Raw genomic sequence first — 20967 nt, forward strand, 5'->3', positions numbered from 1 at the left:
GGAGCCTGCCAACAGCGGGCTCCTTTTGTCTATTTATCCTGTCTAAAGAGGTGAATGACGAAAGAGGGCTTTAGGAACACTGAAATGGATGTTGTTGTTAGAAACGGAGGATATCCCTATGGAGTTATTTAATGAAACGCTTATTCAGCTGCTTATCCTGCTGGCCGTATCCATGTTTGTTATTGCCATTGCGAAGAAAATAAACCAGCCGTATTCCATCGCACTTGTGATTGTAGGGCTCATTCTTGGCATAACTCATATTCCGGTATTGGAGGAAGCGGAGTCCTTTATTACGCAGTCTCACGTCTTTCAATCGGTTATTATTTCGCTCTTTTTACCAATTCTGCTTGGCGACGCAACGCTTAAGCTGCCGGTTGACCAGCTCAAGAAGCACAGTAAGCCAGTGCTGGCATTAGCGTTCGGAGGAACGTTACTATCATTTCTTCTTGTTGCCGCCGGTTCTTATTATTGGCTTGGGCTGCCGGTTGTTGTGGCATTTACCTTCGCCTCTCTGATGAGCGCAACTGATCCGATCAGCGTTATTTCCATATTCAAATCGCTAGGCGTGCCGAAATCACTCGTTACGATTATAGAAGGCGAATCATTATTTAATGACGGTATCGCAGTCGTTCTATTTCAGATTTCATCCATTTATCTTCTTTCCTACATCGATATGGGCTTTGCCGGGGTTGGAAGCGGTGTATGGCTGTTTCTGAAATTTGCGCTTGGTGGAATTGCAATCGGAGCGGTAATGGGGTGGATCTTTTCGCAGTTGATTCGGTTTTACGATGATTATCCGCTCGAAATCGGCTTTTCCATGCTCTTATTTTTTGGCAGCTTTTTTATCGCGGAGCATTTCCATGTTTCCGGCGTTATCGCGGTTGTCGTAAGCGGTCTAATCTTTGGCAGCTATGGTGCACGCATCGGGATGTCTGCAACAACCAGAATGAATATCGATTCGTTCTGGGACGTGATTACGCTTGTTGCAAACTCTCTGATTTTCCTTATGATTGGTCTTGAAATCAAGAACGTCGACTTCTCGGATAAATGGTTAATCATTGCAGGAGCCATCTTGATTGTACTGGCCGGAAGAACCATAGCTCTTTATGCGAGTGTTGCGATGCTGCGTGAGTTTCCAAGAGCGTGGAAGTCCATTCTGAACTGGGGGGGATTGAAAGGGAGCTTGTCGATTGCGTTGGCGTTAAGCTTGCCGGACTCGTTCGCAGGGAAAGACGATGTGCTTGTACTTGCATTTAGTGTGGTCCTATTCTCGCTGCTTGTTCAGGGCTTAACCATCAAACCGCTTGTATTAAAGCTTGGGATTGGGGAAACGAAAAAACCAACGGCGGAAAATGAGGTTTCCTAAAATGCTTTACAAGTATAACATTCATTAGGTAGACTTGATAAATACTGAATTTAATAAGTAATTTCCGGTGGAGCCTGTCAATTGTGGGCTCCTTTTGTCTTTTTTGGAGATACTTATTTAATAGCACATATGGGAGGGCAACATGGAACAACAAGCCATTTGGGCCATTGTCATTTTTTCGGTGGCCTACGCACTTATTATTACGGAGAAAATCCATCGGACGATCATCGCCATGCTGGGAGGACTAGTGATTGTCGCGGCAGGGATCGTCGACCAGGAAACGGTGCTGCATCATATTGATTTCAATACGCTGGGCCTGCTGATCGGCATGATGATTATCGTATCGATTACAGCAGATACGGGTCTGTTTAAGTACATTGCCATATGGGCTTCAAAAATGGCGAAGGGCCAGCCCGTTCGGATCATGATCGTATTGTCGCTAATCACTGCGGTGGGCTCAGCATTCCTGGATAATGTTACGACCATTCTTTTGATGGTCCCTGTAACCTTCAGTATAACAAGACAATTGAGAGTAACTCCTATTCCATTTCTCATCACTCAAATCATTGCTTCCAATGTTGGCGGAACCGCTACGTTGATTGGGGATCCTCCGAACATCATGATCGGAAGCGCGGTGAAGGAGCTTACCTTTAGTGCATTTATCTTAAATTTAACCCCAATTATTATTATTATAATGGTGGTTTACGTGCTGTTGTTTGTTTTGCTGTTCCGAAAGCAGATTCAAACGACGCCTGAACGGACACAAAATATTATGGACCTTGAGCTCTCCGGTATCATAACGGATAAAAAACTTTTGATAAAAAGCTTGGTTATTCTGGGATTAACGATTTTGGCCTTTTTCCTTCATCAAATTCTTCATCTTGAATCCGCGGCCGTTGCCTTATCCGGAGCTTTTATTCTGCTTTTGTTAACCGGAGAACATCGGATGGAGGATGCCTTCAGCAAGGTAGAATGGACCACAATCTTTTTCTTTATTGGCTTGTTTGCTCTTGTATCCGGGCTTGTGGAGACCGGAGTTATTGCGGATTTGGCTGCTAGGGCGATTAATTTGACACATGGCGATCCCGTAGCAACCTCCATGTTGATTCTTTGGCTCAGTGCAGTTGCGTCGGCCTTTCTGGACAATATCCCGTTTGTCGCAACTATGATCCCAATGATTCAGGAAATGGGAAGTATGGGTGTGCAAAATTTGGAGCCATTGTGGTGGAGTCTTGCCCTCGGGGCCTGCCTCGGCGGGAATGGAACTCTAATTGGTGCAAGCGCAAATCTGATTGCTGCAGGGATGTCAGGCAAAGAAGGCTATCCGATTAAGTTTCTGGCGTACTTGAAAATAGCTTTTCCGTTAATGCTTTTATCTATCGTATTATCCAGCGCGTATGTCTATTTAAGATATCTTATATAAAGAGGTGTTTGCTATGCTGGCTTATCAATACAACAACAAGGATATTGAAATTGTGGAATCCAAAAATGGCGAGGATATCGAGTTTCATCTTCAAGTGATTGATCATGTAGAGGAAATCTTGCCGAAATTAAAGGCGGTGCGAGCTTTTTTTGAAAGCGATGACGTGTATACCGATGTCTTGTTCTATACATACCCGAATCATCGGTACAGTGCAATTGTGCGTCCAGAGTTTTATAACGATTTTGTCCTGCAGCTAATGAAGCATAAGTTGTTGATGCAGGTTGAATGGGTTGGCTAATGAATGTAAGGAGTGTACTATGGCTGGAAAAGAAGCAAGCGTTCCTTTATCGACAGACTTAATAAAACGAAAAAGAATATCAGCGCCAAGAATCATTATTATTGGCTTTGCAGTATTGATCTTCGTCGGTACGATCCTTCTTGCTCTACCCGTATCGTCGGCTTCGGGTAACAGCATCGGATGGATCGATGCCTTATTTGTGGCTACCTCTGCGGTATGCGTAACGGGTTTATCCGTCGTGGATGTTCCGTCAACGTTTACAACCTTTGGAGAGTTGGTCATCCTGGTGCTGGTTCAAATCGGCGGTCTCGGGTTTATGGTTTTTGGTGTTCTGTTTGCGATCCTTATCGGCAAGAAGATTGGGTTAAGAGAGCGGTTGCTCATTCAACAGTCCATCAACTCCTATTCTCCGCAAGGCGTGGTCAGACTAGCCGTAAACATATTTCTTATTGCGCTCGTTATCGAGTCCATGGCTGCGCTTGTGTTAGCAGTGCGATGGTCGGGGGAGTATGGAACAGCAAGAGCCATCTATTATGGAGTTTTTCATGCCATATCGGCGTTCAATAATGCCGGCTTCTCCTTATGGTCGGACAGTCTGATGCGGTACGTAGGCGATCCGACGGTTAATATCGTTATTACTCTTTTGTTTATTTTCGGTGGACTAGGATTTACCGTAATCCTTGATCTCCTGAAAAAAAGAAATTGGAGGGATCTGTCCCTGCATAGCAAAATCGTAATTACTACTAATGCGATCCTTATCGTAAGCGGAACGGTATTGATTTTAAGCATGGAGCTGCTCAATCCGGAAACTTTCGGGTTTTTATCATGGCCGGAGCGCTTATGGGCCAGTTACTTTCAAGCCGTTGTCACGCGAACAGCTGGATTCAATTCGATCGATCCTGCTGCCATGCTTCCCACCTCACAGTTGTTTATGATTATTCTGATGTTTATAGGCGGTTCATCGGGTTCGACAGCAGGGGGTATCAAGACGAATACGTTTGCTGTTCTCATTATGAGCGTCATTGCTATTGTCAGGGGCAGAGAAGATGTCGTGATTTATAAAAGACGATTAGTGACCGATTTTATTTTGCGAGCATTGGCTGTAATCATCATTTCGCTTGGCGTTGTTCTTGTTTGCGCAATCCTGCTTACAATCACTGAGCGGCATACCGATCACAATTTTATGGATATTTTGTTCGAGTCCACTTCCGCATTTGGGACGGTGGGCATGACGCTTGGTTTAACAAGCAAGCTTACTTTTGCCGGAAAGCTGGTCATTATTGCTACCATGTTTATAGGTCGTCTTGGACCGCTTACAATGGCATATGCTATGACACGCTCGTCGAACAAACAGTATTACCGGCATCCAGAGGAAAAGTTAATGATTGGTTAATAAATAGGCTGTTTATGGAAGAATTACAAATCTGGACTAAAAAATACCGAAATGAATGGAATGAAATATTCCCAAAAATAAAATTTGAAGTAACGGCCGAGGCGAACTTGTTCCGAGTTGGTATGAGTAGTGAGAACCTGGGGAGAAGAGATCAATAAATAACAGATAAATATAAAAAGTCTGTCGATGTGATTGATTCCCGGCTGCTAGTGTTGGTTAACGCTCTATTCAATCAGTACCTTGACGACTGAAACGACACTAAAAAAATGTTCATGCAGGTGCCCCTGCATGAACATTTTTCTTGAATAAATCTTTATTTCGTTACCTCAACCGTTTTGTTGTTATTCTGCGGGTTGACGTCCTTATCGCTTATTTTCGGAAGCGATGCGACATATTCGTCAGACATACTGATCAATCGATGAGCTGCTGTATAGGTTGCTTTACTATCAAGCGGCGAAGTAACCGGACCGCCTTCGAGCGGATACGTGATGCCGTCGGTATAATCGGAGCCCGGTACAAAAGCACCTTTATCAGATATGAATGAACCGGATGGCAGGTAATAACGTTCAGGCAGAATGTTTGTTGTATGGTTCAGCAGATCCTGGCCGAAATGTACCTGGTCTTTGAGCGATACGCCAATTAGGTTGGACACCGTCGGGAATATATCCGATTGTCCGCCGACCTGCGGGAATACTTGAGACTTTTCGTTTGGTACGGACATAATAAGCGGAATATTCATCATATCCGGCAGCGCATAGTCGCGACCATAGATTTCTTTCATCAGCTTTTTCTCGTTATTGTTCAACGAATAGATCGGCAGACCTTGATGGTCACCGTATAAAACGATAACGCTGTTGTCCCAGATGCCTTTTTGCTTCAGTTCATTGATAAATTGGCCAAGTGCGTAATCCGCATAATTCTGAGCTTCGATATAGTCGCCGACCAGCGTGTTTTTATAACGGGCCGGGAGCTCCATCTTATACTTGCTTTCCGGTATCCGGAAAGGATGATGCCCGGACATAGAGATCAATTGCACATAGAACGGCTTGCCGGTTTGCTGCATCCGTGCCAGCTCATCGACTGTCTTGGCATACAGTACTTCATCGGATGGGCCAAAAGCCACAGGATCTTCTTTGCCAAAGAACCCGTCATCATAATATTTCTCCCAGCCAAGAGCTTTATAAAGCTGGTCACGGTTCCAGAACACAACGTTATTTGTATGAAAGGTAGCCGTTTGGTAGCCGTTTGCGGCAAAAGCTTTCGGCATGCTTGGCAGCTCTTTATTGGCATATACCTCGGAAGCCGCGCCATTTGGCGGTACGTACAGCGAAGTGTTCACCACGTATTCGGCATCGGCCGTATTGCCTTGTCCAACTTGTTGGAAGAAATGCGGGAAGTAGAAACCTTCCGCCGCGAGCTTATTCATGTTGGGGGTAATTTCCTTGCCGTCTATCTTAAGATTAATTAAGAAATTCTGGAAAGCTTCCAACTGAATAATAATGACATTCTTCCCTTTGGCCGCTTCCCAATAGGCAGGCTGAGCTGGCTCAGCGCTGCCTTTTTCCTGTTCGACCATCGCCGGAGTAACCTTCTCCGCGCCTATTGGCAGGTCCTTGGAGGAGGCAAAGGTGGCATAGACCTCATAATTCAGGATACCCATGTTCTTAGCCTGCTGAAATTCATTCATATCCTGCCGGTACGGAAGGATGGCGGCAGTGCATGCAGCAAGCGCAAGCACCTGACCGGCAGCAAACCAGCTGCGTCCTTCGCGGAAGGATAACGTTTTGCCCCAGGCACGAAATCGGCGGCTGAATGCCATCAGCGCGAAGGCGGCTACAATATCCGTAAAGATAAACAGGAAATAGGGATCCATCAGCGAAATGACGCTGCTGTTAACTTCGGATACCTGGTTGACCTGGCGAAGCTCGTGATAAGTAACAATCACGCCAAAATATTTGTAATACATAATAATGGCAAAGTAAATGCCGGTAAGAATCAGATCGCTGATCAAATAGGTGAGAAGCTTTTTTCGGTAAGCGAAAGATTCAATCAGGCAGAAAATAAACCCAATGGAGGCAATGCCAGTCAGAAGCATTTTAAATAAATCTTTTGTTCCACCGTTAAATACAATAAACCAGACGAGCAGCATTTTGAAAATCATAATGATGGAAAAAATCAAGAAGGGCTTGCCCAGAAATGATCTCCATCTATATCCGTTATGCAAAACCAATCGTCTCCCTTTCAGTTAAGATCAAAAATTACGATAAACATACGGATCAGAAGGTGAGTCGATAGGATTCCATGCGGATGCCTTCAGTACGGGAATCGTTTGTTTGAAAGGCTGATACAATTCAGAGCTCAAAGTGCCCACGACATGAACCCAGTCATCATTCTTCAGATCGGTGCCTTTTGGGAATTCCACCAGCATGCCGAATACGCCTGAGTCAGCAGCACAGTGAATAAAGCCGTAACGGAACACAAAATAGTGCGTATCGTCGATTTGTTCTCCTTTGTAGACAAAGCCATCAAATCCGAGTGTTTTCCCCATAAAGTCCTGAGGGTGATTATAGACGGCTTCTAATCCTTTCAAATAGTCATTATCGTTAAAAATCAGCTGCTCCTTGCCAGTAAATTGAGCCAGTTCTTTGTTAGCGATTTTCTTGTAACCGTCTTCCCCATAGAAAATGCTGGTATCCGGCTTCAGAAACTGATGATTGCCCGGATTGTCCGCGGAGTAATCAATATTCGGAAAAGAAAATCCCTTCGCCTTCAGAAAGCTGGAATCCAGCGTTTGCACAGGAAGGAACAATCCGGTCAGAATCGGTATCAGCAAAAAGACGTAACTAAACCATTGTCCGACCTTGGAATGATGATGGTCGTGCCCATGATGTCCGTGATGGTCATGATGGTCATGATCTTGGCAGGCGCAAGCATGTCCGTGCTCGTGATTATGGCTATGATCATGATGATGGTCATGATGATCGTGATGATGATGGTGATGATGTTGTCTCAGCTCGGCTGCGGCCTTATCGGCGCGTTCTTTGCGGTAAATCCGAATGAATTCGAATGCGAAAAGAACGGTTAGCAGGATGATCGCACTCGTGGATAAATACGAGTACCTCATGTTTATATACTTATTTAAATCGCCCCTTATATGCATTTCAAGAAGCATGAAAGCAAAACCGCCTAAAATATACAATCGGATCATCCGAATAACCTCCCCACAAGCAACGATACCAACAATGTGCAGGTCGCGACGAGAGCAATCAAGGTCACCACAAACTTGCCTTTGAAAACACCAAGCAACATCAGCGTGTTCTTAATGTCAATCATTGGGCCAAAAACAAGGAAGGCCGAGATGGCTCCAACGGAGAAGCTTCCCTGGAAGGAGGAAGCAATGAAGGCATCCGCTTCCGAGCAGAGCGACATGACAAAAGCCATCCCGATCATAACCAGCGATGACGTTACGGCATTGCTGCCCAGATGGATGAGCGACGCTGTTGGAATATAGGTCTGCATCGCGGCGGCAATAAGTGCTCCAAGCACCAGATATTTGCCGACCGAGAAAAACTCTTCAATGCTGTGTGTCATGACACCTAGCAATTGCGTGCGGAGCGGCGGTTTTGCAGCAGCTGGTGCTGCCGCCGGCTCAAGCGCAGCAGCGGCTTCCTGCATGCCATTCGCATGCGAGGCGCGAAAAGGGAGCTGAGGGAACAAATAAGAAATGACTATAGAAACGATAAATGCGACTACGACAGCCGATCCGGCCCGGATCAATGCCATTCTCCAGCTGTTCCCAAATGCCATAAAAGTGGCAAATAACACAATAGGATTAATAATCGGCCCGGTTAGCATAAAGGCGATGCCCGCATGAAGAGGGACGCCTTTACCTAGCAAACGCCTCGTAATAGGAACGATCCCGCATTCGCAGGCAGGAAAAAAAACGCCAACTCCGCAACCGACAAGCGTGGATGCAAATCGATTTCTTGGCATGACTCTAGCGATCCAGCGTTCGGTAACAAAGGTCTGGATAAGGCCGGAGACAATAACGCCAAGCAGGATGAACGGAATGGCTTCCATAATCATACTCAGAAATATCGTATTTAATTGTAGTAGAGTTTTCACGCAAACCTCCAATAATAGCTCATGACTTCAGCTAGTAATCATTACTATTAACAATATACGCATTGCTATAATGAAATGCAAGACAACTGAAATACTCCCCAATAATTACATCGGAACGATCTGTCATAGGAAATCGGATAAGGGAATAAGATAGGAGATTCTGTGATGTTTTGGCAGATCGATTGACATCAGACAAGTATTAAGCTAAAATTCCGCTGTGCGATCGTTCAGTGAAATTGGAGGTGGCGACGATGTCTCGCAACATCCGAAAAGAGCAAGCGGCTGAAACACGTGAAAAAATACTAGAGGCTGCAAAATTACTATTTGCGAGGAAAGGATACCATGGCACCCCGGTAAGAGAAATTACGAGGAAGATCGGGATGGGCGACGGTATCCTTTATCATTATTTTCCGGGCGGTAAGCGAGAGATCATGGCGGTACTGCTGCGTGAGAGCTTTGAGCATCGCAGAAATGAAATACAACAAATCAGCCTCGTCATCGAAGACCTCGATTTGAGAGATGCAATGATTACGATCAAGCGTCGTTTGTATGAGCTGTTCACGGCAGACATGGATTTAACAAGGATTTTGTTTCGCGAGAATGATATTCTGGGGTTTGAGGAAGCCGAGCAATTAACTATGCTGCTCCGCGAGCAGAGCGAAATATTCGAGAAATTTCTTAAGAACAGGCACAAGAGAGGCGAGATTCGCGACCTCGATTTCCGGATAGCATCCAGACAATTCTTGTCCGCAAGCTTACATGCGATTATGAGCAAGTCGGTTGGCATGCAGCTTCTTAACGAACCGGATGTTTATAAATACATGGAAGAAAACGTGGATTTTACTATAGATCTATGGAAAGCACCTTGAACTGCAACAGATAGGAAAAAGAAAGGGGATGAAAAGGGTGTCTTTAATAACTAGATTTCTAAATAGAAGATTCTATTATTTCACGCTTATCCTGTTGATCAAGAGTATCGTGGCCCGAGACGTCGTATTCGGGAATGGATTCTCTTGGCTGACGCTTCTAACCGAATTACCGTTCTTCTTTGCGGTATTCTGTTTGATCGAATTTTTCGCAAGCAAACGCAAGATGATCTACTACCTGATTGTTAATCTGCTGTTTACGGTCTTATATTTCTCTATTCTCATGTACTATAAGTATTACGGTATTATCGTGACGGCTGATGCTCTAACACAAGCAAATAAAGTCACCCAAGTGGGTGAAAGCACTTATTCCCTGTTAGACCCTTATTATTTGCTGATTTTCCTGGATATTGTTGTGATTGCTGTTGTATTAGTCCTTCCAAAATTCAAAAAAGCTCGGCAAATCGTAGATATGCGTCCGAAAAAAAGCAAGCTTTGGATGGCCGCATTTGCGTTGTCTATTACGGTATGTCTTGTGAACGTATGGCCTAACCGAGCCAGCATGAACGAGAATAAGCAGGCCGAAGAGATGGGTTTGCTTGATTATGAAGTATACAACATTGTTGACAAAATGATGGAAAACGAAGATCTTACCCCGATGAATCAAATCACGCAGGCGAAGATTAATGAACTCAAAGGTATTACAGAGCCTGCAGCACCGAAATACTTTGGCGCCGCAAAAGGCAAAAACGTTATTATTCTGCAAATGGAATCCTACCAGGACTTCCTGATTGGCCTTAAAGTAGGCGGCGTAGAAATTACGCCAAACATGAATAAGCTGGTTCAAGAAACAGCCCACTATAAAAATTTCTATACGATGGTTGGTCAAGGAACAACTTCCGATGCGGAATATGTGGTGAACACATCGCTGTATGTTCCGAAGCATAAAGCAGCAACTGACGTAAACGTTGATAAGGCCTTGCCAAGCTTGCCAAAGCTAATGAAAGAGAACGGTTATGCAACGGCTACATTCCATACGAATGCCGTTGATTTCTGGAATCGTAGAGAGCTCTACTCGGCAATCGGTTGGGACAAATTTTATGATCAAGCCTTTTATGGCGATGAAGATCATGTAGCCTTCGGGGCTTCGGACGAAGTGCTGTATAAGAAGACACTTCCTGAACTTGAGAAGATGGATCAAGCCGATAAGCCCTTCTACGCGCAAGTTATCTCAATGAGTGCGCATCATCCGTACAACATTCCTACTTCAAAGTATCGGATTGAGCTTCCGGCGGAATTCAAGGATGACATGCTCGTAACCCGGTATCTGAAAGCACAGAATTATGCCGACTATGCACTTGGCCAATTTATCGACGGTCTGAAATCGAGCGGTTTGTGGGATGACAGCATTGTCCTCATGTACGGTGACCATCAAGGCTTGCCGCTGTATTCCCTGGATGATAACGAGAAAGCTTTGATGAAAGAAATGCTCGGTACGGACTACGGTCATACCGAAATGTTCAACATCCCGCTTATTATGCACGTTCCGGGTGTAACTCAACCATCCGAAATTGATCAAGTTGGCGGTCAAATAGATATTCTTCCTACGGTTGCGAACTTGGTGGGGGCATCCCTGCAAAATCAGATTCACTTTGGCGAAGACCTTCTGAACCAAAGTTCCGAGCTGCTTCCGATGCGTCACTTCCTGCCAAGCGGATCGGTTATTGATAACAAGAACCTGTATATCCCGGGTATTAGCTTTGATGACGGCACCAATCATAAAATCTCTGACGGAACTGAAACAAAGGATGGCGGCGTAACCAAGGACGAGTACGACAGAGCGCTTGAGCTGCTCCATTTATCCGACAGCTACGTGCAGCAGCTCCCTCATAAATAAAAAATTAATTAAAAAGTGGTGTGGGAAGTGAAACAATCCCACACCACTTTTTGTTCAAACTGATACTTAATTAAGATACATTGGGGTTTTCCGTTGCCTTAGCCCCATTTGTAGTTCGTGTATTTGTTGATGAGGCCTGTTATATTGGTCTGAGCAAGTGGGTTATTCCGTTGAAAAGAATGAATTGACAAAGATAATCATTCCCTGTTATTCTCATATCGTAATAATTACAATTAAAATAATTGCAGTCAGAATTTCATCTCGCATTGAGGAATCCTTGTTAGGGAAAGCAATTGCATGTTTTTATATCGTAATTATTACAATTAAACAAAGGGAATGGTGAAATGAAACAGGAGATCGATTTTGTGAAAGTCAGTCCCACACAAAATATGACTATTCTTGTAACGACAAGTCATCCCAGGAACGACTACATACCCATTGCTTCACGATTAATGTCTTACGACAGCGTTCATGCGGAACAAGTTGGTTTTATTTGCAGGCCAACCAAACAGGGAGCCCATGGCAGCTTGCAAATGGCAGGAGGTGAGTTTTGCGGTAATGCATGCATGGCTATGGCTGCATATTTGGCCATAGAGAACGGACTTCAAACGAGCGGCATAATGGAGCTTTCATTGGAAAGCTCAGGATCGGAACATTTAGTCCCATGCCGCGTGAGCAAGGTGAATGAAACGTATTTTTGTCGGGTAACCATGCCTCTCCCGGGCAAGGTGGAGCAAAAATCGGTTTATTACGAAGGCGAGGATTTGAGCATTGCGATTGTAAGGTACGAAAGCTTTTTCCATATCGTCATTGAAGTGGAGTCCTTCAGCCTGGGCTGGAGGGAAAAAGCTGAAGGATTAGCAAGACTGCTGGGAATAACGCCAGGGACTAATTTAATCGGCGTCTTATTGTTCGAGCCACAATCCAGCAGGATGAATCCGCTCATTTATTTGCCGGAACTTGACAGCATGGTATGGGAGAAAGGATGCGGCTCCGGAACGGCTTCAATAGGTTCCTATTTATCTTGGAAAAGGAAGGCCGCTGTCGCTTGTGATATCGCGCAGCCTGGCGGTACTATTTTTGTCTCGGCTGAATACAGCGAGCAAGGAATAACAAGTCTTGCAATAGAAGGTGCTGTCGGGATTGTCGCGTTAGGAAAAGCCTTTATCGAATCCGGAGGGAGTGGAAGGGATGCAAACAGTCACGAAATTTCAGCAATGCTTAGTTGATTTCCATAGAAAGTTTGTTGCTCTGGCAAAGTCATACGGGGGATCACTTCCGGATAGCTCGGAATTAGAGAAGACGATTAACGACTATTCGGCTTTTATCCTTAACGAGAACAACCACCTGGAATGGGAACGGCTTGAGCAGCAGTCCATCGCCGAGTTTTCATCTCTAGCCATGGAATTAAGAGATTCCTCTGCCCTATGCGTTGCTATGATGGAAAAGGTTCGGGCGCTCAGATTGCTAAGCGGCGAAGCCGACGGGACCGAATATTTCAGTAATATCGAGTCCAGTATCAGAGAGGAATTCGGAGGAGTCCAGATTAGCTCGGATTCGAAGGTTTTATTAGTGGGCTCCGGTTCATTCCCGATGACTCCGCTCTATATTGCTAAGCAGACCGGGGCTGAAGTGATTGGCATCGATATTGATGCGGAGGCCATTAAATTGGGCAGAAAGGTGATCGACAGGCTGGGGAATGGCTTAAACGTTCGATTGGAGAACAAATTCCTTGCGCAGCTTGAGGACATGAAGGAAGTGACCCATATCATCTTCAGTTCAACGGTAGCCCTTAAGTACGACCTGCTCGACGAACTGCACTCCTTGACTAATGAGCATGTCGTTGTGGCAATGAGATATGGCAATCAATTGAAATCGTTATTCAATTATCCGAAGCAAGACACGGATCCTCGTAAGTGGGTGCTTACGGGCACCATTCTTCATCCGAAGCATGTGTTTGATATCGCCATCTACAGGAGGGCTGTATGAGTGATCTCGATCGGGTTTTGGTAGTAGGAACGGGACCAGTGAGCATTCAAACTGCCCTTTTGTTAAAAACCTATGCAAAGAGCAGGGTGGCAATCGCAGGCCGGGAATCGGTTCGTTCCGCCTCCCTATTCTCCTCATTAAGCAAGAGCGATCAATGGATTGATGTTGCCGTTCAAAATGAGAAGCATCGGAAGCTGGCCGGAAGGTGCCGGGTTGATGAAGTCTTTCATGGTTTAGCAGCTGTAACGGGCAGGTGGGATACCGTTATATTGACGGTAACAACGGATGCTTATATAGAGGCTCTCAAACAAATCGACGATCAGATACTGATGTCTGTTAAGTGCATCGTGCTGATCTCGCCTACTCTCGGATCAAATAGCTTAGTGAGACATTATGTAAAGGACATTCAACCGGAAGCGGAAGTCATCAGCTTTTCTACGTACTTAGGCGATACGCGTTGGACTTCGAACCTACCGACCAATGAAGTGAAGACGACCGGGGTTAAGAAAAAGATCTATGCGGGATCTTCCCGGACCGCTTCAGCCAACCTTGGAAAATTCCGTGAATTATATGGCTATATAGGCATTGTCTTAGATGTCCTGGGTTCTCCCATCGAAGCGGAATCGAGAAATATTTCCTTGTACGTTCACCCGCCGCTGTTCATGAATGATTTCTCCTTACGTGTTGTTTTTAAAGAAGAAGAGGTGAAGAAATACGTTTACAAGCTTTACCCTGAAGGGCCAATCACCTCCCAGCTCATACGGGATATGCGCTGTTACTGGAAAGAGATCTCTATCATGCTGGAGAAGATGGAATTAAGCCCCGTAAATCTTCTGAAATTTATGACGGATGATAACTACCCGGTACGATTGGAGAGCTTGTCCCGGCATGAGATCGATCATTTCACGAGCTTGCCTCCCATCCATCAGGAATATTTGTTATATGTTCGTTATGCCTCCTTATTAATTGACCCGTTCTCCGAGCCGGATCATGAGGGGAGATATTTCGATTTCTCGGCCGTTCCTATTAAACAGATCTTTGTGAACAAGGAAGGGAATTGGGACATCCCCCGCATGCCCAAAGAAGATTATTACAGAATCAAAATGATACAGGGTATGGCAAGAATAACAGGGTCGAGCACTCCGACGCTCGATAATTTTATTGCAACCTATGAAAGCAAAGTAAGGGATACCTTTCAAAGGTTAAAAGACGAACGATTATCAGATGCTTTCATCATTCAAAGCTTTGAAGAGGAATGGCTAAGAATCGGCGAGCAATTCGCTAGACATTCGCTGACAAGTAGATCTGGAGGAATAGGAAATGGTTAAGAAACGGTTTATTCTCATTTATTTATTGCTTGTGACAGTTTTATTAGCGGGCTGCAGCTCCAACAACATTACTAACAGCACCGAAAATACCAAGAATGAAGCACCACAAGAGCTGGTATTTGCTACAGCGAAAGACATCAACGACATGAACCCTCACCTCTATCCAGGCTCCATGTGGGCGCAAGGCATTGTATACGAATCGTTGGTAGAGAATACGCCGGAAGGCATTAAACCCTTGCTGGCGGAATCGTGGGAAATCTCCATGGATGGCAAAGTATACACCTTCCATCTGCGGAAGAACGTAACCTTCCATGACGGGGCGCCGTTTAACGCGGAGGCCGTGAAGAAAAATATCGATGCGGTGCAGAGCAATGCAGCTAAACACGCTTGGATTAAACTGTCTGCTAAGCTCGTGGAAACCAAGGTTATCGATGAGCATACCGTAGAGCTCGTATTATCGGAGCCTTATTATCCCACCTTGCTTGAATTGTCCATGACAAGACCGTATGTATTTATTTCGCCGAATGATTTCATGAATGGCGGGACGAAGGACGGCATTAACGGTTTTAACGGTACGGGCCCATATAAGCTTACCGATCACAAGACCGATCAATACGCTGTCTTCGAAGCGAATGAGCAATATTGGAATGGCGCGCCAGCCATCAAGAAATTGACGGCTAAAGTGCTGCCGGCAGGCGAGACAACATTCCTGGCACTGCAAAAAGGGGAAGTCGACTTCGTATTTACGGATGACCGCGGAACCGACAGCATTGACGTTGAAGCCATGAACACGCTGGCAGATTCAGGAAAATTTCAGATTGTACGCAGCGAACCGATGAATACGAAAATGATCGTGGCCAATAGCAGCAAAAAAGATAGTCCAGCAGCAGATCGGGCCGTTCGCGAAGCGATCTGGTATTCCATTGACAGAGAGACAATTAGCAAAGAGCTCTTCGATGGTGTAGAAGCTCCTGCCGAAACCTTGTTCTCATCAAACGTCAATTACGCCAATGTTGAGCTGAAGGCACGGGGCTATAACACAGAGACGGCTGCAAAGCTGCTGGACGAAGCGGGCTGGAGCTTGCAAGGCGGAGATCAGATTCGAAAGAAAGACGGAAAAGAATTGATCTTAAACCTCTACTATGACGCAAGCTCTTCCTCTCAAAAGGCAGAAGCCGAGCTGCTTCAGAACACGTTGAAGGGGATTGGCGTTCAATTGGAGCTACTCGGTGAAGAGTCCAGCTCTATCGCTAACCGAAGATCAACCGGGGAATATGATTTGCTGTTTAATCAGACATGGGGGCTTGCCTACGATCCGCAAAGCACGATTGCATCCTTTACTTCAGATGCAGCCTATAAACATACGACAAGCGGAATCGCACAAGCCGATGAGCTTTACAAAAAAATCGACGAAGTGATGGTCTCTACCGATGAAGAAACTCGCCAATCGCTGTATAAGGACATTCTAACGATTGTTCATGACGAAGCGGTGTTTATTCCGATTACAAACGGCAGCGTGACGGTCGTCGCGCCTGCTGCTCTGCAAGGGATCTCTTTCAAGCAAACCCAATACGAGCTGCCTTTTGAAAAAATGCATTTAAAATAAATCTACCATCTAGAAAGGGGGAAATCCCCCTTTCTTTTATTAAACGCGGTCGCTCATCAAACGAAAGGAGGTTAACAAATGGGGCGTTATATCTTTAGGAGATCCATGCTTGTGTTTCCGATGCTGCTCATTATTTCTTTCATCACCTTTGTGTTAAACGCGCTTTCTCCAATGGATCCGGCCGAGGTTGTGCTGCATGCGCAAGGCGTTCCCCGAATAACCGAGGAATTGCTTGAGGAAACAAGAACGGCACTTGGAATGGATCAGCCCTTTCTTATCCGGTATTTCGATTGGCTCTTCTCTTGCTTGCAGCTTGATTTCGGCGATTCCTATGTCACCGGCAAATCGGTGTGGTCCATGCTCGCGCCGGCTTTTTGGAACACTTTACAGTTGACGATGATTTCAGTAGTGGCGGTTGTTGCTGTATCCATTGGAGTAGGCATCCTTTGCGCACTGACGGAAGGGCGAACGATCGATCGAACCATTAGAGGTGCTGCGTTCTTCTTGACGTCCATGCCTTCTTACTTGCTTGCAGCGCTGTTAGTCTGGTACTTCTCCGTCAAGCTCGACTGGCTCCCGACTAATGGCATGGATTCGGTTCAAAGCTATCTTCTTCCAGTCAGCGTTATTACGATCAGCTACGCCGGGATTTATTTCCGGATCGTAAGGAGCTCTATGCTTACGAATATGAACGAAGATTATGTGCTGTTCGGCAGGGCATGCGGGTTGCCTGAAAGCCGGATCCGGATTCGAATCTTAAGAAATTCCTTGCAGGTAGCCGTCTCGGTGTTTTGCATGGCTATTCCCATCATGTTGGGAAGTACGGTTGTGATTGAGAATATCTTCGCTTGGCCGGGACTTGGAATGTTAAGCGTCAAATCCATTTTGAGCAGAGACTTCCCAATCATCCAAGCCTACGTTCTACTATTAGCTGCATCCTTTGTTGTCGTTAATACCTTCTCAGATATCATTAACGCGTTCATAAATCCTAAAATAAGGGAACATGTCTGATGAAACGAATTCATTATCTATTGAAGGATAAGTTGGGCTGTCTGTCTTTGTTTATCATTACGAGCACGATTCTAGCCGGAGTACTCGCTCCTTGGGTAGCGCCAAACGATCCGGAAGAGGTTCATATGAATCTGAGATTCGCTTCTGTTTCGTGGGAATATTTGCTTGGAAACGATCATTTGGGACGCTGCATTTTATCCCGGTTAATCTACGGAATCCGGCCCAGCGTTCTTTGGGTATTGGTTACGCTTGGTCTTACAGTAGGAATTGGCTGCATCATAGGATTTATAGCGGGTTATTTCAGAGGTAATATCGATGCTTTCCTGATGAGAGTCTGCGATATTATTCTGTCTTTCCCCGGCTATGTCATCACCTTGGCGATTATCGGCATTCTCGGGGTAGGTCTCACAAATATTCTCCTCGCCTTTATCCTCATGAAATGGGCATGGTTTGCGCGTATCATCCGAACCTCGGTAATGCAATATGCCGATGCGGATTACGTGAAGTTCTCCAGGACGCTTGGAAGGGGCAACTTCAGGATCATGTGGAAGCATATCGTCCCCGTCTCGCTTCCGGACATTGCCGTAGCGTCCAGCAGCGCCTTCGGTTCAATGATTTTGCAGTTATCCGGCTTTTCCTTTCTTGGTTTAGGCGTTCAAGCTCCAACCGCGGAGTGGGGAATGATGTTGAACGAGGCAAGAGAAGTGATGTTCTCACGGCCTGAATTGCTGCTGGCCCCCGGTATTGCGACCATCCTATTTGTATCCGCGGTTAATTTCCTTACCGATGCGCTTCAAGTTGCTTTAAACCCAAGATTAATGTCTACCGCAAACAAAAAGCAAAGAGTTGCGAAGACGATTCTGCAAGGGAAAGAGGTGACCTAGATGAGTCTTCTGCAAGTAACGAATTTACGCCTATGGGATGCCATAACAAACAAAGTATTAGTCCCAAGCAGCTCGTTTGAAATGAAGGAAGGGAGCTGCATGGCGATCGTCGGCGAAAGCGGCAGCGGAAAGTCTCTTACCTGCAGGGCTATTATGAATCTCAACAAAAAAACGATCCGCCAATCCGGCGAGATTGTGTTCAAAGGGATTCGCTTAAATCAGCTTAGCGAAGCGGAGATGAGACGGAAAAGAGGCAAGCAGATCTATATGATTTTGCAGAATGGCATGCGTGCATTTGATCCGACAAGTGTCATCGGCGTACATCTAAGAGATACGCTGAAACATCATTATGGCTGGAGCCAAGCTCAAATCGTTGAGAAAATGAAGCAGGCGATGCTAAGCGTAAGACTGCAAAATCCGGTGGAAGTCATGAACAAGTACCCTCACCAGCTGTCAGGGGGAATGCTTCAGCGGGTCATGATTAGCCTTGCGATCGTATTGGGACCTGATCTGATTATCGCGGATGAACCAACATCGGCTCTAGATACGGTGTCCAAATACGAGGTTATGGAACAGCTCGCTCAATTGCGCGAGCGAAAGGGGTGCTCCATGATCTTTGTATCCCATGATTTGGGTGTGGTCAGAAAGCTGGCAGATGTGGTTCTCGTGATGAGAAACGGCATCATTGTCGAACGGGGGGATGCCTCTATCCTGTTCACGGAAGCCAAGCATGAATATACGCGGTTTCTCGTATCCTCGCAGCTGAAGCTGGATGAGCATTTCCAGAATGTTGTTGGAGGGCCCGCATATGATTAAGGTTAATCAGGTCGGTAAGTCCTATAAGAAGGGCGGCTTATTCTCTCGCGAAAGGCAGCAAGTCTTGCAAAATATCAGCTTCCAATACAAGCAAGGAGAATGTCTGGGCATTATCGGGGAGAGCGGATGCGGCAAGTCCACATTAGGGAGATTATTGTTAGGCTTGGAGAAGCCGGACAGCGGCTTTGTCCAGCTCGAGGGATCCATAAGCGCGGTATTCCAGGACTATACGTCATCCATTAACCCTTATTTTACGGTTGAAGAGGCGATTATGGAGTCGCTCCAAACGAAAACAGGCAGGCGCCGTGCAAACGATAGCAAAATCAATAATCTCTTGGAGCATGTGGGCCTAGATCCCGCTTGCCGGAGCAAGTACCCGCATGAATTATCCGGAGGTCAGATTCAGAGAGTATGCATCGCAAGAGCGATCGCGACGGAAGCCCCGTGCATCGTATTGGATGAAGCGATTAGCTCATTGGATGGATCTGTTCAAATGCAAGTATTGGAATTGTTGAAGAAGCTAAAGGAAACCGATAAGCTAGGCTACATTTTTATTACGCATGATATCCGGGCAGCTGCTTTTCTTTGTGATCGAGTGATGATCATGAAAGAAGGACAGATCGAAGAGATCGTCAGCGTTGAACACTTGAAGGACGTTCAATCGCCGTACGCGAAGAAAATGCTGCAAATGATGATGGCATAAGCTTAGAGAGAAAGGAGCAGGGCATTGAGAGGAGCATTGTCTTGGCCGTTTTTGCGTTTATACGGATTAACGGTATTATATTTTAGCGCAAATTCGATTCTAAACGTTATTATTCCTTTAAAAGGCGATTCCTTGGGAGCAAGCAACACGGAGATCGGGATCATCATGGGAGCGTACCTGTTCACAACGATGCTGTTCCGGCCGTGGGCGGGCCACATCATTGGGCAAAGAGGACCCGTACATGTGCTGCGGGCAATCCTCATCATTAACGGAATAGCTCTCATCCTATATACCTTTACCGGACTGGAAGGCTACTTTATCGCTCGTGTGCTGCAAGGAACCTGTACAGCCTTTTTCTCGATGGCGCTTCAGCTAGGCATCATCGATGCATTGCCGGAGAAGGAGCGTTCGCAGGGGATATCGCTTTATTCCTTATTCGCTTCCATACCTAATGTAATAGGTCCCTTATTAGCGGTGGGAATATGGCAGTCAGGGAACATGTCTTCCTTCACATGGACGATGCTGGCTATTGTTGTCTTTACCGGGGCTGCGGGCTTCAGTATTCGAATAGATCGATCCCAAGGAGCTGACTCCAAACCGGCGGTACAGAGGCAGCCCTTTTTCCGATCCTTCGCCGAGCTGTTTAGCAATCCCTATCTATTCAGAAGCAGTATCCTCATGTTGATCGCATCCGTCATATTTGGAGCCATTACGACCTTTATTCCCTTGTATGCAGCGGAGATTCCAAGCGGCAACGCTGCCGTTTATCTGATGCTGCAGGCAGGCACCATTGTTGCGGCCCGATTTTACTTGAGAAAAAAAATCCCGTCAGACGGAAAGTGGCATTCCGGTTATATGATGCTCATCATGCTGTTGGTTGCCGCTTCCTCATTAGGCGTAAGCATGAGCAGCTCTGTCTCTTTCGGAGTTATCTTGTTTTATGTTAGCGCTTGTGTGATGGGCATCTCGCAAGCGCTTCTGTATCCTACACTAACCACCTATTTATCCTTTGTACTTCCACAGGCGAAACGAAATGTGCTTCTAGGGTTATTTATCGCAATGGCAGATATGGGAGTATCGCTTGGAAGCGCCGCAATGGGGCCGCTCGTTGACCTGACCTCTTATTCGTATATGTATTTGATTTGCTCGATTCTAGGGGCTCTCATGATTGCTGTTGCGTATAATCGGCGAGGCGAAGTATCAACCGGTACTAGCTAGTTAGTGGCAAATAAAAATGCAGATAACCATAACCCAAAAAGGTC

Annotated in this window: 18 protein-coding genes; 15 read left to right on the forward strand and 3 right to left on the reverse strand. The window is 45.8% G+C overall.

The window, feature by feature from the left end; all coding sequences use genetic code 11:
• The first annotated feature begins 118 nt into the window (after positions 1 to 118).
• The 4 genes from WFJ73_RS17330 to WFJ73_RS17345 all read left to right on the forward strand — a co-directional run bounded on the left by WFJ73_RS17330 (position 119) and on the right by WFJ73_RS17345 (position 4480).
• Positions 119 to 1366, forward strand: a complete 1248-nt coding sequence (locus WFJ73_RS17330) for a cation:proton antiporter (RefSeq protein WP_336774265.1) — start codon at positions 119 to 121, stop codon at positions 1364 to 1366.
• A 142-nt stretch (positions 1367 to 1508) separates the two neighbouring features.
• Positions 1509 to 2789 (forward strand): ArsB/NhaD family transporter, encoded by a 1281-nt coding sequence (locus WFJ73_RS17335; RefSeq protein WP_336774266.1) that lies wholly within the window; start codon positions 1509 to 1511, stop codon positions 2787 to 2789.
• Positions 2790 to 2802: 13 nt separating this feature from the next.
• Positions 2803 to 3087: a hypothetical protein gene (locus WFJ73_RS17340; RefSeq protein WP_336774267.1), complete on the forward strand. Its 285-nt coding sequence runs from the start codon at positions 2803 to 2805 to the stop codon at positions 3085 to 3087.
• A gap of 19 nt (positions 3088 to 3106) precedes the next feature.
• Positions 3107 to 4480, forward strand: a complete 1374-nt coding sequence (locus tag WFJ73_RS17345; RefSeq protein WP_336774268.1) for a TrkH family potassium uptake protein — start codon at positions 3107 to 3109, stop codon at positions 4478 to 4480.
• A gap of 313 nt (positions 4481 to 4793) precedes the next feature.
• Here the strand turns inward: WFJ73_RS17345 and WFJ73_RS17350 are convergent, their stop codons facing one another.
• The 3 genes from WFJ73_RS17350 to WFJ73_RS17360 are packed head-to-tail and all read right to left on the reverse strand — an operon-like array spanning position 4794 to position 8605.
• The gene (locus WFJ73_RS17350) at positions 4794 to 6704 is read right to left on the reverse strand and encodes an LTA synthase family protein (RefSeq protein WP_336774269.1); all 1911 of its coding nucleotides are present in this window, start codon (positions 6702 to 6704) and stop codon (positions 4794 to 4796) included.
• Between the two features lie 27 nt (positions 6705 to 6731).
• Positions 6732 to 7688, reverse strand: a complete 957-nt coding sequence (locus tag WFJ73_RS17355; RefSeq protein WP_336774270.1) for a TIGR03943 family putative permease subunit — start codon at positions 7686 to 7688, stop codon at positions 6732 to 6734.
• Complete coding sequence (locus tag WFJ73_RS17360) at positions 7685 to 8605, reverse strand: permease (protein WP_336774271.1); 921 nt, start codon at positions 8603 to 8605, stop codon at positions 7685 to 7687. Before WFJ73_RS17360 ends, WFJ73_RS17355 begins: the two co-directional genes overlap by 4 nt.
• A 251-nt stretch (positions 8606 to 8856) precedes the next feature.
• On the opposite strand from WFJ73_RS17360, the gene WFJ73_RS17365 reads away from it, so the two are divergent.
• The 11 genes from WFJ73_RS17365 (at position 8857) to cntE (ending at position 20923) form a co-directional block, all read left to right on the forward strand.
• Entirely contained in the window at positions 8857 to 9474 is a 618-nt protein-coding gene (locus WFJ73_RS17365) for a TetR/AcrR family transcriptional regulator (protein ID WP_336774272.1), read from the forward strand.
• 28 nt (positions 9475 to 9502) lie between these two features.
• Positions 9503 to 11368, forward strand: a complete 1866-nt coding sequence (locus tag WFJ73_RS17370; RefSeq protein WP_336774273.1) for an LTA synthase family protein — start codon at positions 9503 to 9505, stop codon at positions 11366 to 11368.
• A gap of 344 nt (positions 11369 to 11712) precedes the next feature.
• On the forward strand, positions 11713 to 12597 hold the full coding sequence (locus WFJ73_RS17375) for a diaminopimelate epimerase (protein WP_336774274.1): 885 nt from the start codon (positions 11713 to 11715) through the stop codon (positions 12595 to 12597).
• The gene (locus WFJ73_RS17380) at positions 12560 to 13357 is read left to right on the forward strand and encodes an SAM-dependent methyltransferase (protein WP_336774275.1); all 798 of its coding nucleotides are present in this window, start codon (positions 12560 to 12562) and stop codon (positions 13355 to 13357) included. Before WFJ73_RS17375 ends, WFJ73_RS17380 begins: the two co-directional genes overlap by 38 nt.
• Positions 13354 to 14685, forward strand: a complete 1332-nt coding sequence (locus WFJ73_RS17385) for an opine metallophore biosynthesis dehydrogenase (protein WP_336774276.1) — start codon at positions 13354 to 13356, stop codon at positions 14683 to 14685. The genes WFJ73_RS17380 and WFJ73_RS17385 overlap by 4 nt, the downstream gene beginning before the upstream one ends.
• Positions 14678 to 16291, forward strand: coding sequence for a staphylopine-dependent metal ABC transporter substrate-binding lipoprotein (cntA, locus tag WFJ73_RS17390; protein WP_336774277.1), 1614 nt, complete (start codon positions 14678 to 14680; stop codon positions 16289 to 16291). The genes WFJ73_RS17385 and cntA overlap by 8 nt, the downstream gene beginning before the upstream one ends.
• A gap of 78 nt (positions 16292 to 16369) precedes the next feature.
• Positions 16370 to 17302 (forward strand): nickel/cobalt ABC transporter permease, encoded by a 933-nt coding sequence (opp1B, locus tag WFJ73_RS17395; protein WP_336774278.1) that lies wholly within the window; start codon positions 16370 to 16372, stop codon positions 17300 to 17302.
• A complete protein-coding gene (gene cntC, locus WFJ73_RS17400; protein WP_336774279.1) occupies positions 17302 to 18186 on the forward strand; it encodes a staphylopine uptake ABC transporter permease subunit CntC in 885 nt (294 codons plus the stop codon). Before opp1B ends, cntC begins: the two co-directional genes overlap by 1 nt.
• Positions 18187 to 19002, forward strand: coding sequence for a staphylopine uptake ABC transporter ATP-binding protein CntD (cntD, locus tag WFJ73_RS17405; protein WP_336774280.1), 816 nt, complete (start codon positions 18187 to 18189; stop codon positions 19000 to 19002).
• A complete protein-coding gene (locus WFJ73_RS17410) occupies positions 18995 to 19705 on the forward strand; it encodes an ABC transporter ATP-binding protein (RefSeq protein ID WP_336774281.1) in 711 nt (236 codons plus the stop codon). The genes cntD and WFJ73_RS17410 overlap by 8 nt, the downstream gene beginning before the upstream one ends.
• Before the next feature lie 24 nt (positions 19706 to 19729).
• Positions 19730 to 20923, forward strand: coding sequence for a staphylopine family metallophore export MFS transporter CntE (gene cntE / locus WFJ73_RS17415; RefSeq protein WP_336774282.1), 1194 nt, complete (start codon positions 19730 to 19732; stop codon positions 20921 to 20923).
• The last annotated feature ends 44 nt before the right edge of the window (positions 20924 to 20967 follow it).

The sequence above is a fragment of the Paenibacillus sp. MMO-58 genome (assembly GCF_037146255.1).
GTDB lineage: Bacteria > Bacillota > Bacilli > Paenibacillales > Paenibacillaceae > Pristimantibacillus.